Raw genomic sequence first — 14314 nt, 5'->3', positions numbered from 1 at the left:
AAATTGCATCCCAGAAAGCAAACCCAACCAGGGAAAGCGACAAAAAGAAAAACCAGGCACCTTCGCCTCCTAATAGAAAGCGTATGAAAACCACACTTGCTATCCCGGTTCAGAAAACCACCCATTCCAGACTTGCCGAAACGGACTTTTCCAACCTGGTCTTCGGCAAAACCATTTCTGACCACATGTTTGTGGCGGATTACAAAAACGGCGAGTGGACAGATCTGCGCATCGTGCCCTATGGAGCTCTAGACCTCCATCCAGCCAATGCCGCGCTTCACTACGGCCAGTCCATCTTTGAGGGCATGAAAGCCTACAAAAACGACAAAGGCGAAATACTCATCTTTCGTGCGGATGCCAACGCCCAGCGCATGAACGAGTCGGCGGTCCGCATGTGCATGCCGGAGATTCCCGAGGAAGTATTCATGGAGGGCCTGCTGCAACTTTTGGAGGTGGACAAAAACTGGATTCCGTCCGGCAAAGGCGCAAGCCTCTACATCCGCCCGTACATGTTTGCCACGGACAACTATATCGGGGTAAAACCATCCGACACTTATAAATTCATCATTTTCACCTGTCCGGTAGGCGCTTACTACAGCAAGCCTGTGACGGTGAAAGTAGAGACTGACTTCACCCGTGCGACCGAAGGTGGCACCGGCGGGGCAAAAACCGCCGGAAACTACGCCGCGTCGCTTTTCCCCGCGCTGCAGGCACAGCGTGCCGGCTACGACCAGCTGCTCTGGACCGATGGCAAATCCCACAGCAAAATCGAGGAAAGTGGCACGATGAACGTCATGTTTGACATCAACGGTACGCTGATCACCGCCCCCACCAACACCGGGACTATCCTCAAGGGGATCACGAGAGACTCGGTGATCCGACTGGCCAAAGACTGGGGCAAACCCTTGGAAGAGCGTTTCCTGACCGTATCCGAACTTCAGGAAGCCTTGGAAAATGGCTCGCTACGCGAAGCCTTCGGTACCGGTACCGCAGCTACCATCGCCCATATTGCCAAGATCAACGTCAACGGCAAGGACTACGTACTTCCCGAAAAGACTCCCGACGCTTTTTCGTACAAAGTGCTCCACGAGCTGGACGGCATCAAATACGGAGACATCCAAGACTCGCGAGGCTGGATCGTAAAAATCTAATTTCTGACAGGGAGGCAACTTCCTGTTTTTTGTTACTTTTCTTCTATGAAAATAGCGTTGGCTACAGCCTTGTTTCTGTCCTTGGTGATCAGTGCGCAGGCGCAATCCAGAGATTTTATCCTGCTCAAGCGTGGCAGCAACCAAAAATCCCAAATCAGGTACTATCCTGGCGAGGAGATCACCTACAAAAGCAAAAAGCTCGGCTATTTTGTCACCGACCAGATCGTCAAGCTGGAAAATGACTTCATCTACCTGACGGAAAACATCCTCGCCCCGGCAGACATCACCGAGGTCGACATCCGTCATAAGGATCCGAGAAACCGGACACTGCGAAACCTGACGGCGCTGTTTCTGGGAGCAGGCGGTATTTTGCTCACGGTGGAAGCCGTCAACAGCCTCTACCAACAGAGGGATTTGGAGATCGATGGGGGCGTCGCGGTCACCTCGGGGATTTTGATCGGGACGGGCTTGGCACTTCTCCCGATTCGCTACAAAACCTTCAGAAACACCACCGGCTACGGCATCCAGATCATCCAAATGCGGATGGATTAATCGTTTTACGCTGGCAAAACCCGATATTTTTTCGGAGTTTTGCAGCCTTAATTTTCACTTAGACAGATGACTTCAGAACAACTGAAAGACTTGAAAGCCCGCACTTCGGCTTTGAGGAGGTATCTTTGACTACGATCGGAAGAAAGTAGAAATCCAAGACCTTGAGGCCGTTTCGGCCCAGGCTGACTTTTGGAACAATCCAGAAGAAGCCGAAAAAACCATGAAACAAATCCAGGCCCGTAAAGGCTGGACGACTTCCTTTGAAGATCTGGACCAAAAAATCCAGGACTTGGAGGTGTTGTATGAGTTCTACGGAGCAGGTGATGTATCCGAGGAAGAGCTGAAAGCCGAGTACCTCAAAGCCAAAGAGGCCGTAGAGGAACTGGAGCTGAAAAAAATGCTCTCTGCCGAGGAAGACCAACTCAACGCCGTACTCGAAATCAACCCGGGAGCTGGTGGAACGGAAAGCAACGACTGGGCTTCTATCCTCATGCGCATGTACATCATGTGGGGGGAAAAGAACGGCTTCAAAGTCCGTGAAGTGGACGTCCAGGACGGCGAGGTTGCCGGGATCAAATCCGCAACCTTGGAATTTGAAGGCCCGCTGGCTTACGGATTCCTCAAGTCGGAGACCGGAGTACACCGCCTCGTGCGTATTTCGCCCTTTGACTCGGGCGGAAGACGACACACTTCCTTTGCATCCGTGTATGCCTATCCGGAAGTGGACGACTCCATCGAGATCGAGATCAATCCAGCCGATGTGGAGCTCCACACCTCCAGATCCGGTGGTGCAGGTGGACAAAACGTGAACAAGGTGGAAACCAAAGTGCAGCTGACCCACAAGCCGACTGGCATCGTGGTTGTCTGCCAGGTCGAGCGCTCCCAGCTGGCCAACCGTGAGAAGGCCATGCAGATGCTGAAGTCCCGGCTTTACCAAATGGAGCTGGAAAAGCGCAACGCGGAGATCGCCAAGATCGAATCTTCCAAGCTTCGTGTGGACTTTGGCTCCCAGATCAGAAACTACGTCCTTCACCCCTACAAGCTGGTGAAAGACAACCGAACCGGCCATGAGACCTCCGACGCGCAAGGCGTGCTGGATGGCGGATTGAACGAGTTTATGAAAGCCTTCCTACTCGCGCAGAGCGAGGAAGAAGCCAACAAAGACTAACAGAAAGGCCGGAAAAATTTCCGGCCTTTCTTTTTTACGTTGGGGCTTCAACACATGCCTAGTCGTAGATATCCCTGCGATGGCCAAGTGTAATGACATCTACTATCAATTCCCCGTCAAAAATGTCATAGATCACACGATAACTTCCAACCCGGATTCGATATCCATCCCTTCCCTTCAATTTTTCACAACCTCTGGGCCGAGGCTCGTTTGAAAGGCCGGCTATCGCAGAAAGAATCGGTTTGGCAGTAGAATCGCTGAGCTTATCCAATTCCTTTGCGGCCCGTCTTGACAAAATTTGTATCTAGACATCCCTCTTTTTTCTAGACTGAAGGTATTGATCAAAGGGGAGCCGTTGACCAGAATCCTCTTTCTTTGCTTCGTCGTATAGCCTAAGATCCTCCAAGTCCTCCAGCTTTTCCATTATTGCATCGAATTCATCTATCGACAACACCACCAAGGCCCTGTCTCCGTTCGCATCGTTGATATACTGGGGGTTGATTGTTTTCATCGTATCAAGTTTTAGTACTCCTGAAACTTCAACGTTAAAATAAGCATTCTAGGCCTGATTTATAGCTAGTCATAGGCTCGTACTTTGCACAAGTAGCTTGCCATAAAAGTAGAGGCCAATAGGATTTACGCCTGTTTGTTCAGACTTTTGCGGCAGATGCGGTTCACTCCCTCTTTTTTCACCCTGGACTTTTTTCTGCTCTGCCTGAGCTCGTTTCTGTTTTTTTCCTCCTTCAACATGATCATCCCGGAGCTACCCGCCTACCTCAGCTCCCTGGGCGGCGAGGAGTACAAGGGCCTGATCATCTCGCTCTTTACGCTATCGGCTGGGCTTTCCAGACCCTTCAGCGGCAAGCTGGCCGACAAAATCGGCCGCATTCCCGTGATGATGGTGGGGGCTTCGGTCTGCTTTGTGGTAGGATTGCTGTATCCGGTGCTGACCTTCGTCTCAGGATTCTTGTTCCTTCGTTTTGCCCACGGGTTCTCTGCGGGATTCACCCCTACCGGTGCCTCGGCCTATGTGGCCGACATCGTGCCTTTTGAGAAAAGAGGCGAAGCCATGGGCATACAGTCACTGTTTGGCTCCCTGGGCATGGCCGCAGGACCTGCAGTGGGCGGCTGGATTGCGAGCATCTGGACAATAGACACGGTATTCTATTGCGCTGCGTTCACGGCAATATTCTCCATCCTGATACTGGTAAGGCTAAAGGAATCCCTGCCCCAAAAACAGCCCCTGTCCCTTGGGCTTTTCAAGCTCAGGCGGGATGAGATCATCGAGAAAAGAGTCCTCCTGCCCTCCATCATCCTCTTCCTGTCGGTGTTTTCCTTCGGGGTAGTGCTCACGATCATCCCGGACTTTTCCACCCATCTTGGAATCCAAAACAAAGGCCTCTTTTTCGCGGTCTTCACCATCTCCTCCCTGGGAATCAGGCTGATCGCCGGAAAAACCTCTGACCGCTATGGGCGTGTGGTCGTGCTGCGGGTGGCGGTCGTCTGCATGATGGGCGCCATGGTCTCCGTGGCTTTTGCCGAAAGCAAAACCGTCCTGCTCCTGTCCGGAGTGCTCTTTGGCGCAGCCGTGGGAATGTACAGCCCGACCACCACCGCCTGGGTCGTGGATCGCTCCTTAGACCAGTTTCGCGGACGGGCGCTGGCCACCATGTATATTTTTCTGGAAAGCGGCATTGGGGTCGGGGCGGCAATTTCGGGCTGGCTTTTCGCCAACGATCCCGCAAACTTCCGCCTGGTCTTCCTTACTTCCGGATCGGTCGCCTTTCTGGCTTTCCTGATCCTGATTTTTATCAAACGAGACCGGAAAACCTACCTCCCGCCTCAGTAGCCCAGATAGTTGCTTGCCCGTGGGATCGCCAAGATTGACTTCTGGCGTCCATTGTAGTACACGACCTTTTCGCCATCGAAAAAGGCCCCTTCCTCCAGCATCACGCGGACATCCTTGCCCCACTCTTTGACAAAAACCACGGCGTTCAATTCGATGGCATAGCCGGTGTTGGCATGAAGCGGAAAATCACCCGCCCCAGGCGTATCGCCTTGGTTGTCCCACATGCCGATCGTCGGGCCGGCCGAATGTCCATAAAATCCCAAGGGATGGGTGTAGATGCTGCCCTTGATACCTTCGGAATCCATTTGGGCCCTCGCTGCTCTGAGGATTTCGTTGCCGGTTCTCCCGGCCACATAGTTGGAAGTCAGGATATCCTGAAGTCGGTTCCCCACGGCCAGGGCTTCCTGTAGATAGGCTGGCACCTCCGTCTCGCCGGGCTTCAGCACATAGGCCAATTCCTGGGTGTCAGTGTTGAGTCGCAGGTAGCTAATGCCGAAATCAATGTGCAGCAGATCGCCCGGCAGGATCACCTGCTCGTCGGGCCTGACGGCAAAAGAACGGTTTGCCTCCGTTGAGGCTGGATCCGGACGCTGGATATCTACCGTGGGATGAAACCAAGTGTCCAGCTTCATCTCAGCGATCTTTTCCCGGTAAAACCATACCACGTCCTCGGTAGTAGTGACACCAGGCGTGATCACCCGATCCGAAAGCCCCTCAGCGATGATATAGTGGGCGAGTTCTTGGATATGCTTGTAGGTTGCCATCTCGGCTGGAGTGCGGGTTTCGAGCCATCTGACAGCCAGCGTCTGGGCAGAGACGACCTTGGAACGTTGGGCTTGTGGCAGGTTTTTCAGAAACTCCTCATGGTCGAAATGCGTCAGGCCGTCTGCATGGCCATAGTCTTTGGCAAAGTTGAGACCGATTTTCTTCGGGTTTTTTGCGGCAATCACCTCCATCAAGGCCTTCCATTGGTCTGGTTGGGTTTCTGGATTCCAGGCCCTTTTGAAGGATTTCCCCACATCATAGCGGGCAATCGCATAAGTTTCCACCTTGGCATTGGGACTCGGCTGGTACATCACCAGGATAGTACGTCGCCTCGCCGCATGCCATGTCGCTGGCAGAAGCGTGCGGATGACCGGGTCTTCGTTATACTCCCGAGACATGACGATCCACATGTCTATGCCCGTCTCGGTCATCAGACTGGGAAGAAGATGCTCGATGCGGTCCTCCAGCCAAGAATCGATCACCTCCGCCTGCTCACGCTGGGAGAGCACGGCAGGTTCTTGGGAAAAGGCCGACAAGGTGGTCAGTGCGACCAAAAGCGACAGTACAAATAGCTTCATAGGATTCCGGTTGATTGGGATCCAAGATAGCTTTTCGGCTGAAAAATCGCAGTCCCGCTTACATAATTGAGGGCTGGTCGGACAGAATCGTCTTTTCTCCCATGCGTTTTTTGCTCAGGGTGACAAAGCGGTAGTAGAGCATTCCGGCGGTGATAGTCAGCCCGATCAGCAAGCCGTACCAAACTCCGTGGGCGCCCATTCCGAGGGGGAAAGCCAAAACATAGCCCAAGGGAAGTCCCAAAGCCCAGTAAGCCATCAGTGTGACCAAGGTCGGTACTTTCACATCTTCCAGGCCTCTGAGCACGCCCAGCCCCACTGCCTGTACCCCGTCCGAAACCTGAAACAAGCCCGCAATCACCAGCAGCGAAGCGGCCAAGGAAATGACCTCGGGATCATCGATATAGAGCGTCGGCAGGAAAAAGCGGAACGCGAAGAACGCCAAGGCACTGACGAGCATAAAGATCACTACCATCCCAAACACCACCGAACCGGCCTCGCGCATCGCCTTCATGTCTCCTCGGCCGACCTGGTTGCTGACCCGGATCATCCCAGCGGTAGCCAGTCCTGTCGCCATCATGTAGGAGACTGAAGCCAAATTCAGGGCAATCTGATGTCCTGCCAAAGCATTCACCCCGATCCAGCCCATCATGATCGCTGCCGTGCTGAAGGCAGACACTTCAAAAATAAACTGAAAGCCAGTAGGGATGCCGATCTTCAGGATTCTGGAAAACATCGGAAAGCTCGCCCCGGGAAGGGAAAGGCGAAACTGGTACTTCTGGTACCTGGCGGAAAAAAGAATGTAGCTTCCCATCATCAGCATCATCAGCACCCGTGAAATCAAGGTAGCCACACCGGCCCCATTCAGTCCCATCTCGGGAAAACCGAATTTTCCCCAGATCAAGACCCAGTTTAGGAAGACGTTGATCAAGTTCGCAAAGATGGTGATAAACATCGCCTGGCGGGTCTGGGAAAGACCCTCGGCCATCTGCTTGAACGTTTGGAACACCATCAAGGGCAAAAGCGATGCGGTGATGATCAGCAGATAGGGCACTGCCAGCACCACGACCTCCTCGGGCTGGTTGAGAAAATGTAGACCCTGGGACAATCCAAGCACAATGGCTGTCAGCAATACGCTCGTGACAATATTGATCCAAAGTCCGTGGCTGAACAGCCTGGAAATCCGCTTCGATTTCCCCTTGCCGTCTGCCCTCGACACCAATGGCGTGATCCCCATGGACACGCCGATCCCAAACATCATGATCACGAAGAAAATGCTGTTGCCCAAAGAGGCCGCCGCCAAGGGAAGCGCCCCTAGTCTGCCCACCATCATGCTGTCAGCTACGCCGACGGCCACCTGTCCCAGCTGACTCAGCATGACAGGATAGGCGAGATGAAATGTCGTATGGATATGGTTTTTGATGGTCATGCGTTCTAAAACCCAAGAATGCGAGCGGCCTTGAGGATGCCCGCGATACTGATACTGTCGGTGATCTCTCCTTTCATCACCATTTCCATCACTTCCGAGAAGGGCAGCTTGCGGATCTGGAGAACTTCCGTTTCCTCAAACTCCGTCTCTCCTTGACTCAGGTCCTCTGCGAGATAGACGATCCCCAATTCATCGGTCACCGAGTTGGAGGTATGGATCTTCATGATCTCCGTCCATTTTTGCGCGCTGAGACCTGTCTCCTCACGCAGCTCACGCTTGGCCGACTCCAGCAGGTCTAGCCCAATGGGCCCTCCCCCCATCGGAAGCTCCCAGGCATATTCATCCAGGGCATAGCGGTACTGTCCGACCAGCCAGGTGTTTCCCTCCTCATCAATGGGGATGATGGCCATCGCCCGGTTTTTGAAATGCACCTTGCCGTAGATCCCTTCCTTGCCGGCGGGATTGAGAATATCGTGGTGCTCCAGCCGTATCCAGGGGTTCTCGTAGATAGTCGCGATTTTGCGGGTGGTCCAGGGGTTTTCGGTCATTTTGTTCAAAAAAAAAGGGCGGTTGAGCCGCCCTTGATTGATAGTAAAATCTTGCTTACGCAGGAATCGGGAGCACTTTTGAGTCTTTAAAGGTAGAGAGAATTACCATGGATTGCATGGAATCTACTTCCTTGATTTCCGACACTTTCTCCAGCATCAATTTTTGATAAGCGGTAATGTCTTTTGCGATGATCTTCAGGATAAAGTCGCCGGTACCGGTGATGTGGTGACACTCGATGATCTCCGGAATTTCATTGATCTCTCTCATGAAAGCATCGATGTTGCCCTTGTTGTGTCCGATGAGGCTGACCAATACGAAGGTGCTCACTCCCAGGCCGATTCGCTCGGGGTCCAGCTTGGCATGGTAGCTCTTGATGATTCCGGACTGCTCCAGCTTCTTAACTCGCTCTAGGGTAGGCGCTGGGGAAAGTCCAATATCTTTTGACAATTGGGCATTGGTGATTTTTGCGTTAGCCTGAAGGATTTCCAGGATCCTGCGGTCTATTTTATCGAATTTGATTCTTACGCTATTGTCCATGATATTCCGTTATTACAAAATTTTATGTTGCGCAAAATTAATATAATTGATGAATGTTTTAAATCGATTTAACGCTTTTTGATGAACGGAAATCGAAATTTTATTGATCTTTTAAAGGTTTTGATGAAAGAATCCCCCCAAAACCATTTGTTGTCTTAAAAAAATTCAAATTATCTCCTGTTATAAAAAGGTACAACGAAGGGAAATCGATTAAAGTTTATTCTTTTTTATAAAATCTCGGGCTTCTTTATGGGCGGGGTGTTTGCGCTTTGCGTACTTCTTCACCCGGTCAAAATATTTCCTTGCCTGGGCCTTGTTGTTCGATGCAGTTTCGATTTTTCCAAGTTGGATCAGGGAATGGAGATAGTAGCCACTCTCTTGGGACTCGGATTCCTCCCCATAGGCGACTGTCTTCAGGTAGTACTGTTTGGCCAGGGCGCGGTCACCGACGCGGTAATAATACTCCGCGATGTAAAACGCCGCATAGCGCCCGCTGTTGGATTCATAGCCAAACTGCTTGGCATCTATCCGCGCCAAAATCTGCTCCGACTGCTCCACCGACTCCATCCACCGGCCTACGGAATACAGATGGCGGGCGTAGGATCGGTGGAAATAGGGATTGTTTGGAAACTTGCCATGCAGATACTCCGAGATTCTGAGTGCATCGTAGGGACGTTTTTCCTCCGAGGCATAGAGCCTGAAGAGAAAATACTGGGCTTCCACCCGGGTGTAGAAGGCATTTGAAGCCACGGTCTCCAGCTGCTGCAGGCCCAGCGCCTTATTCCCCTTCGGAAAAAGCGCCATCACCGGTTTCAAAAGCGGATAGTTCTCAGGAATCCAAACGGAGAAATAATTGAAGAGGGCGTCGCCCAACAAAAGCTCGGGGTTGAATTCCTCCTCACCTCGGCTGAGCTCCATGTATTTCAAGGCATTTTTTCCTGCCCAGGCAGCTTTGGTCCAGCTTTTACGTTCGCTGTACAGCCTCCCCTGGAATCCATAGCCTGCCGCCAAGAAAAACGCTGCCTCCTTGTTTTTTGGGTTCTCGTCAAACATCCTTTCGGCTTTCTCATTGGCCCGGTCAAGATATTGGATGAAGATGTTGTCGTAGCGGGTATTGGTCACGTCCACCTCTATCCTCCACCAGTATCCCAAAGCCATCAAAAAATCCGGCAAGGGATGATCTGGGTACTGGTACATGATCACCGTGAAATCATGCTCCGCGGTAGCGAAATCAAAGTTGTACATCGCATTGATGGCCTTGGTAATGCGATACTGCAGCCCCTTGTCGAGCAGCAGGTAGCCAGAGGGATTTTCGGGCACCACCGGATCACCGGCTTGCGCAAAAACACGGCCCACCGCGGCGATCATCATCAGAGTACAGACAGCTAACCTTATTCGCTTACTCATTACTTTGTTTTCGTTTGGAATCCAAAATTAAGGCGAAATCCAAACAAACATTTAGATTTGGTTACTTTAACAAAGGAATATGGCAAAACCTGCTTCACCGATTGCACAACGTCTGGAGGAACTGATTGATTTCGACAAACGCGTGTATTTTTTCACTCTTGTACTTATTTTTTTGGTAATCAGATATTTGACCAACGTGCTCGTCCTGGAGTCCATACCCGACTACGAGAGCATCGACCAGCAGGGCGGCCTGATGTTTTTCCATATCTTCAACGTGCTCAATTATTTATGGACGCCTTTCGCGCTGCTTTGGAAATTCACCGTCATCGCGTTTCTTTTTTGGTCCATAGGCCTGATGATCGGCTACAAGGCCAACTTCAAGTCTCTTTGGCAATTTGCACTGGTGGCGGAACTGGTCTTTATTTTCCCCGAACTCCTCCGCCTTTTGGTCTACATGAATCCTTCCGGGAGCGTGACCTATTTTGACATCCAGAATTTTGAGCCGCTCTCAGCCCTCTGGATCGTCGGCCCAAGCAATGTGGACGTCAAATACCACTATCCCCTTTCGGTGCTGAACCTGTTTGAACTCATCTACGGTGTTTTTTGGGTATTGGGCTACCATGCGATCAGTAGGAGAAGCTTGGAGGAAAGCACCCTGGTAGTCTTGATTGCCTACTTTGTCCCGCTCTTTCTTTGGCTGGCATTCTACATCGGAGCCTATCGCTAAACCGAGTAGGCAAAAAGGCCAATTTTTTCCTAGCCAACAAAAAAAGGCTGGGTCACACGACCCAGCCTTTGGAACCCACTAACCCAACAATATATCAAAAGCCCAGTCCGACAGTCATCGCAACTGGGGAGAAGTTCAAGTCAGAAATTTTGGTGGCCGCACCAGTCGTCAAATTGATCCCGTAAACCCCAGCAGCAGTGCCGGAATTCAAGACCGCAAATGCGCTTCCCGAAGTCCCGCCAATATCAAAGCCGTTTTGGGAGCTGATACTCAATCCTAGGGAGCCTACTGGCACCAAAACGCCGTCATTTGGTGGAATCTGCGTAAAGAGTGTGCCCGTGAAATGGTCAATCACGAAAAGGGTAGTCGTGGCAGCTCCAGCGATATTGTTTGCATAGGCAGCCGCAGAGACCATGGGAGTACCGGGATTCAGCCTTCCGTCGGTCGCTACCACGGTTCCCAGATCGGGATGAAGGCGTAGGTTTTGGCCAGTGCTGGTCACCAGCCTGATCCTATCCACGGTGGGATTGAAGTCAAATCCGGCAATATCCCCTTCCATCAGCGGAGCGAGCGGGCTGCCGATAGCAGTCAGCATGCCATTCGAAGGATTGACGGCATACAGCTGGCTTCTGGACGAAATGGCAAGCAACTGTCCATTGGCAGGGCGATAGTCGAGACCGACGATTTTTTCACCCGTTGCCAAGCCCTGAAATGCCACCGAGGTAGACTGGGAACTGGTCGGATTGAACCGGTAGAACATTCCCCCGGCATCAGCCGCATAGGCGATCGGGTTGGTTTTGAAAGCCAAGCTGATCACAGGCTGGGAAAAGACCCCTACCCAAGTAGCCTTGCCGCTGGCCAGATCGATGGAATACAGACGAGTGTCCATGTCAGATCGGTTTACCGCCAAGGCCAGGGAATTGTCCGGCAGGATATCCAGATCAACCGATCCCTCCATATCGATGCCCAGATCCCCTACTTCCACCAGTCCTCCATCGTTGGGAGGCACTTGCTGATACAGCTTGTCGCTGGAAAGATCTATATCAAAAAGAACTGTCGAGGTGGCACCCGACATACTGTTGGTATAAGCTACAGCGCCGATTTTCGGACTCGTGCCCCCATTGATCCTACCGTCTGTCGCCACTACGACGCCCGTTTCGGGATGAAGGCGGAGATTTTGTCCACTTTCCGTGACGAGTCTTAGCCTATCCACCGTGGGATTGAAGTCGATAGATGCCCGGTCTCCCTCCACTGCTGGCGAAAACGCCGCCGCTCCCAAGGCGGTCGCCGCTCCAGAGTTTTCGTTGATAAAGTAGATCCTACTTCCGGAGCTCAAGCCGTACAATTGCCCAGTGGCAGGCCGATAATCAACCGAAATGATGGACTCCCCAGAGGCAAGGCCGGTGATGTTGACGGTCTTGGAGGGAGTGCTGAGGTTGCCACCCTCAAAATAGAGCAGCAGATTTCCCTCTGCCAAGGCAGTAAAATTGACCTCCGGAGTCATCTCAGGACTGTCCATCATTGGCATGTCGTCGTCCTCGTTGCAGGAAAACAGAAAAGCGGAGGCCAGCAAAGCCGCCGCAAGTGGAAAGAATTTTAAGTTTTTCATGGACGCAAAGTTTGTTCTTTGGCCATCTACGAAGTAGAAATCCAGATCGGATCGAGCTGGGACAAAAAAAAGCCCGCAATTCCTGCGGGCTGATTTGGAGGATTTTCCGGCGTTGATTCTATGCTGAAGCAATACGACGGACGAATTTTCTTCATAGATCATTCAAAAACGACACGAACTTCCTATTTCCCATCCCCTTACAATGACATCAGTTCCTTTCCTATGATGTAGATCCCCATGATCAGCACAAACCAACCAAATCCCTTTTTAAGGGCCTTCTCGTCTATTTTTTTGGAAAGGGAGCTGCCGATGAATATTCCCGCAATGGAGAGCCCAGTGAAGATCAGCAGCATGTTCCAATCAATGGACTGGGTAGCCACGTCACCCAAAAATCCGATCAGGGACTTGGCGGCAATGATCAAAAGCGAGGTTCCCACGGCCATCTTCATCGGCAATCTAGCCAGCAGCACCAAGGCCGGGATGATCAGAAAGCCTCCGCCTGCGCCGACGATACCCGTGATCAGTCCCACCACCGAGCCTTCCAGCGCAATCATCGGGAAATTGAACCGTACCTTCTCATTTTCATCGCAATCCACACATTCCTTGTTGCGGATCATGGAAATCGAGGCCGCCAGCATGATGAGGGCGAAAAAGACCATGATTCCCACGCTCTTGGTCACGTGGTTTTCTCCCAGTGAAAAAAGAGGATCAGGGAGTGCGGGAACGAGGAACTTCCTGGTCAAAAACACGGCGACAAAAGAGGGAATCGCAAAGACCACCGCAGTCCGATAGTCGACAAGGCCTTTTTTCATAAAGGTCCCGGCACCGACCAGCGAGGTGGATCCGACCACAAAGAGGGAATAGGCAGTGGCCAAAACCGGATCGACGCCCAGAATGTACACCAACACCGGCACTGTAAGGATAGACCCTCCCCCTCCTATCAGTCCCAAACTGACTCCGATCATCACAGCTGCGGCAAAGCCCAACAAGGTTACTATGTCCATTTTCTTTAATTCTGATTCTCTGACAAAAGTAAGTCCTGCCACCGGCACCATGCGGTAACAAATGTTACAATCGGAAAAAAACCGCAAACATCGGTGCAGCCGCTGAGCGGCAAAAGAGGCCTTGATAATGCGTCCTTTAGAGTTTCCTTCACGGAGATAAAACCTTAACTTAGTGAAAATCAACTATCCATGACCATCATCGTTCCACTGGACTTTTCCGAAAACTCCCTCCGGGCGCTGGAGTTTGCAATTTCCGTCGCGGACAAAAGAAACGGTAAAATCACCCTTGTCCACGTAGTCAATGTCGCCTACGACTTTGCCGCCCAGACTGCCTCGGCTCTGGCTTCGATGTACACCGATGGGGAAAAACTTCTGAAAAAAACCGTGAAGGAGCATGAAGCCACCCTGGATATGGACTATGAGATTTTGGAGGGAAACCCTTCGATCAATATTGCCCGAATAGCCGAAGAGCGCGAGGCCACCCTGATCGTAATGGGTACCCAGGGTGCCAGCGGGATCAAAAAAGCCCTGATCGGCTCTACCACTGTGAGTGTCGTCAGAGAGGCTGGCTGCCCGGTTCTCGTCGTGCCTGCAGGGGCCCAGCTTACCAACATCAGGAAGGTCACCCTGGCCCTGGAATTTGCCAACCATGAGGAGCGCTTCATAGACTGGATCGTCGAAATGAGCGGAAGATGGGATCTGGCGCTGGAGGTGCTGCATGTGCAGACCAACGCCGATTTCAAAGAAGGACTGGCAGTAATGGGACTGGAAGGCTATCTACAGAAAAAATATCCCGGCAAGGCGGTGAGGATCCACACCTTCTACGCCGCCAGTGCCTCACAGGGACTGGAGCTCTATCTGGAAGAGCATGACAACATCATCTTGGTCATGTGCCATCAGCATCAAAACCTTTGGGATCAGATTTTCCAAAAAAGCCAGTCCATCGAGATGGCCTACCACACCCACGTACCGCTGCTGATCATGAACTAGCG

General features: G+C 51.9%; 15 protein-coding genes. 6 read left to right on the top strand and 9 right to left on the bottom strand.

Annotated elements, in window-relative coordinates; all coding sequences use genetic code 11:
* The first annotated feature begins 83 nt into the window (after positions 1–83).
* From J0A68_RS05925 to prfB, 3 genes are all read left to right on the top strand, one after another.
* Positions 84–1151, top strand: coding sequence for a branched-chain amino acid aminotransferase (locus tag J0A68_RS05925; protein WP_206577273.1), 1068 nt, complete (start codon positions 84–86; stop codon positions 1149–1151).
* A gap of 45 nt (positions 1152–1196) precedes the next feature.
* Positions 1197–1703 (top strand): hypothetical protein, encoded by a 507-nt coding sequence (locus J0A68_RS05920; RefSeq protein ID WP_206577272.1) that lies wholly within the window; start codon positions 1197–1199, stop codon positions 1701–1703.
* Between the two features lie 66 nt (positions 1704–1769).
* Positions 1770–2871, top strand: a protein-coding gene (gene prfB / locus J0A68_RS05915; protein WP_206577271.1) for a peptide chain release factor 2 whose coding sequence is annotated in 2 segments (ribosomal slippage) — positions 1770–1829 and positions 1831–2871 — 1101 coding nt in all. Because the reading frame shifts where the segments join, the coding sequence is not laid out codon by codon here.
* A 58-nt stretch (positions 2872–2929) separates the two neighbouring features.
* Here the strand turns inward: prfB and J0A68_RS05910 are convergent.
* A complete protein-coding gene (locus tag J0A68_RS05910; RefSeq protein ID WP_262897994.1) occupies positions 2930–3166 on the bottom strand; it encodes a type II toxin-antitoxin system RelE family toxin in 237 nt (78 codons plus the stop codon).
* 9 nt (positions 3167–3175) lie between these two features.
* Complete coding sequence (locus tag J0A68_RS05905) at positions 3176–3382, bottom strand: hypothetical protein (protein WP_206577270.1); 207 nt, start codon at positions 3380–3382, stop codon at positions 3176–3178.
* A gap of 156 nt (positions 3383–3538) precedes the next feature.
* Between J0A68_RS05905 and J0A68_RS05900 the strand changes: the two genes are divergently transcribed.
* The gene (locus tag J0A68_RS05900) at positions 3539–4720 is read left to right on the top strand and encodes an MFS transporter (protein ID WP_206577269.1); all 1182 of its coding nucleotides are present in this window, start codon (positions 3539–3541) and stop codon (positions 4718–4720) included.
* Here the strand turns inward: J0A68_RS05900 and J0A68_RS05895 are convergent.
* From J0A68_RS05895 to J0A68_RS05875, 5 genes are all read right to left on the bottom strand, one after another.
* Positions 4714–6063, bottom strand: a complete 1350-nt coding sequence (locus J0A68_RS05895; RefSeq protein WP_206577268.1) for a M24 family metallopeptidase — start codon at positions 6061–6063, stop codon at positions 4714–4716. The two genes, J0A68_RS05900 and J0A68_RS05895, sit on opposite strands and share 7 nt — an antisense overlap.
* Positions 6064–6121: 58 nt before the next feature.
* On the bottom strand, positions 6122–7489 hold the full coding sequence (locus J0A68_RS05890; RefSeq protein WP_206577267.1) for an MATE family efflux transporter: 1368 nt from the start codon (positions 7487–7489) through the stop codon (positions 6122–6124).
* 5 nt (positions 7490–7494) lie between these two features.
* Positions 7495–8037 (bottom strand): NUDIX domain-containing protein, encoded by a 543-nt coding sequence (locus J0A68_RS05885; RefSeq protein ID WP_206577696.1) that lies wholly within the window; start codon positions 8035–8037, stop codon positions 7495–7497.
* Positions 8038–8092: 55 nt separating this feature from the next.
* Positions 8093–8575, bottom strand: a complete 483-nt coding sequence (locus J0A68_RS05880; RefSeq protein ID WP_026970059.1) for an Lrp/AsnC family transcriptional regulator — start codon at positions 8573–8575, stop codon at positions 8093–8095.
* Between the two features lie 210 nt (positions 8576–8785).
* On the bottom strand, positions 8786–9946 hold the full coding sequence (locus J0A68_RS05875) for a tol-pal system protein YbgF (RefSeq protein WP_438839567.1): 1161 nt from the start codon (positions 9944–9946) through the stop codon (positions 8786–8788).
* A 115-nt stretch (positions 9947–10061) separates the two neighbouring features.
* Here J0A68_RS05875 and J0A68_RS05870 point away from each other — a divergent pair, with 115 nt between their 5' ends.
* Entirely contained in the window at positions 10062–10709 is a 648-nt protein-coding gene (locus J0A68_RS05870) for a sulfate ABC transporter permease (RefSeq protein ID WP_206577266.1), read from the top strand.
* A 94-nt stretch (positions 10710–10803) separates the two neighbouring features.
* Here J0A68_RS05870 and J0A68_RS05865 read toward each other — a convergent pair whose 3' ends face one another.
* Together J0A68_RS05865 and J0A68_RS05860 are read right to left on the bottom strand one after the other, a co-directional pair.
* Positions 10804–12318: a DUF4394 domain-containing protein gene (locus J0A68_RS05865; protein ID WP_206577265.1), complete on the bottom strand. Its 1515-nt coding sequence runs from the start codon at positions 12316–12318 to the stop codon at positions 10804–10806.
* Positions 12319–12515: 197 nt separating this feature from the next.
* Positions 12516–13322, bottom strand: coding sequence for a sulfite exporter TauE/SafE family protein (locus J0A68_RS05860; RefSeq protein WP_206577264.1), 807 nt, complete (start codon positions 13320–13322; stop codon positions 12516–12518).
* A 189-nt stretch (positions 13323–13511) separates the two neighbouring features.
* Between J0A68_RS05860 and J0A68_RS05855 the strand changes: the two genes are divergently transcribed.
* The gene (locus J0A68_RS05855; protein ID WP_206577263.1) at positions 13512–14312 is read left to right on the top strand and encodes a universal stress protein; all 801 of its coding nucleotides are present in this window, start codon (positions 13512–13514) and stop codon (positions 14310–14312) included.
* Positions 14313–14314: the final 2 nt, after the last annotated feature.

This window comes from Algoriphagus oliviformis, assembly GCF_017254915.1.
Classification (GTDB): Bacteria; Bacteroidota; Bacteroidia; order Cytophagales; family Cyclobacteriaceae; genus Algoriphagus; species Algoriphagus oliviformis.
This window is presented reverse-complemented; position numbering and strand designations above follow the sequence as displayed.

Bases quoted from the DNA above. Each gene is read 5' to 3' on its own strand.
- J0A68_RS05925 (WP_206577273.1), top strand. From the start codon at position 84: ATGAAAACCACACTTGCTATCCCGGTTCAGAAAACCACCCATTCCAGA.
- J0A68_RS05920 (WP_206577272.1), top strand. From the start codon at position 1,197: ATGAAAATAGCGTTGGCTACAGCCTTGTTTCTGTCCTTGGTGATCAGT.
- J0A68_RS05905 (WP_206577270.1), bottom strand. From the start codon at position 3,382: ATGAAAACAATCAACCCCCAGTATATCAACGATGCGAACGGAGACAGG.
- J0A68_RS05900 (WP_206577269.1), top strand. From the start codon at position 3,539: ATGCGGTTCACTCCCTCTTTTTTCACCCTGGACTTTTTTCTGCTCTGC.
- J0A68_RS05895 (WP_206577268.1), bottom strand. From the start codon at position 6,063: ATGAAGCTATTTGTACTGTCGCTTTTGGTCGCACTGACCACCTTGTCG.
- J0A68_RS05890 (WP_206577267.1), bottom strand. From the start codon at position 7,489: ATGACCATCAAAAACCATATCCATACGACATTTCATCTCGCCTATCCT.
- J0A68_RS05885 (WP_206577696.1), bottom strand. From the start codon at position 8,037: ATGACCGAAAACCCCTGGACCACCCGCAAAATCGCGACTATCTACGAG.
- J0A68_RS05880 (WP_026970059.1), bottom strand. From the start codon at position 8,575: ATGGACAATAGCGTAAGAATCAAATTCGATAAAATAGACCGCAGGATC.
- J0A68_RS05875 (WP_438839567.1), bottom strand. From the start codon at position 9,946: ATGATGATCGCCGCGGTGGGCCGTGTTTTTGCGCAAGCCGGTGATCCG.
- J0A68_RS05870 (WP_206577266.1), top strand. From the start codon at position 10,062: ATGGCAAAACCTGCTTCACCGATTGCACAACGTCTGGAGGAACTGATT.
- J0A68_RS05865 (WP_206577265.1), bottom strand. From the start codon at position 12,318: ATGAAAAACTTAAAATTCTTTCCACTTGCGGCGGCTTTGCTGGCCTCC.
- J0A68_RS05860 (WP_206577264.1), bottom strand. From the start codon at position 13,322: ATGGACATAGTAACCTTGTTGGGCTTTGCCGCAGCTGTGATGATCGGA.
- J0A68_RS05855 (WP_206577263.1), top strand. From the start codon at position 13,512: ATGACCATCATCGTTCCACTGGACTTTTCCGAAAACTCCCTCCGGGCG.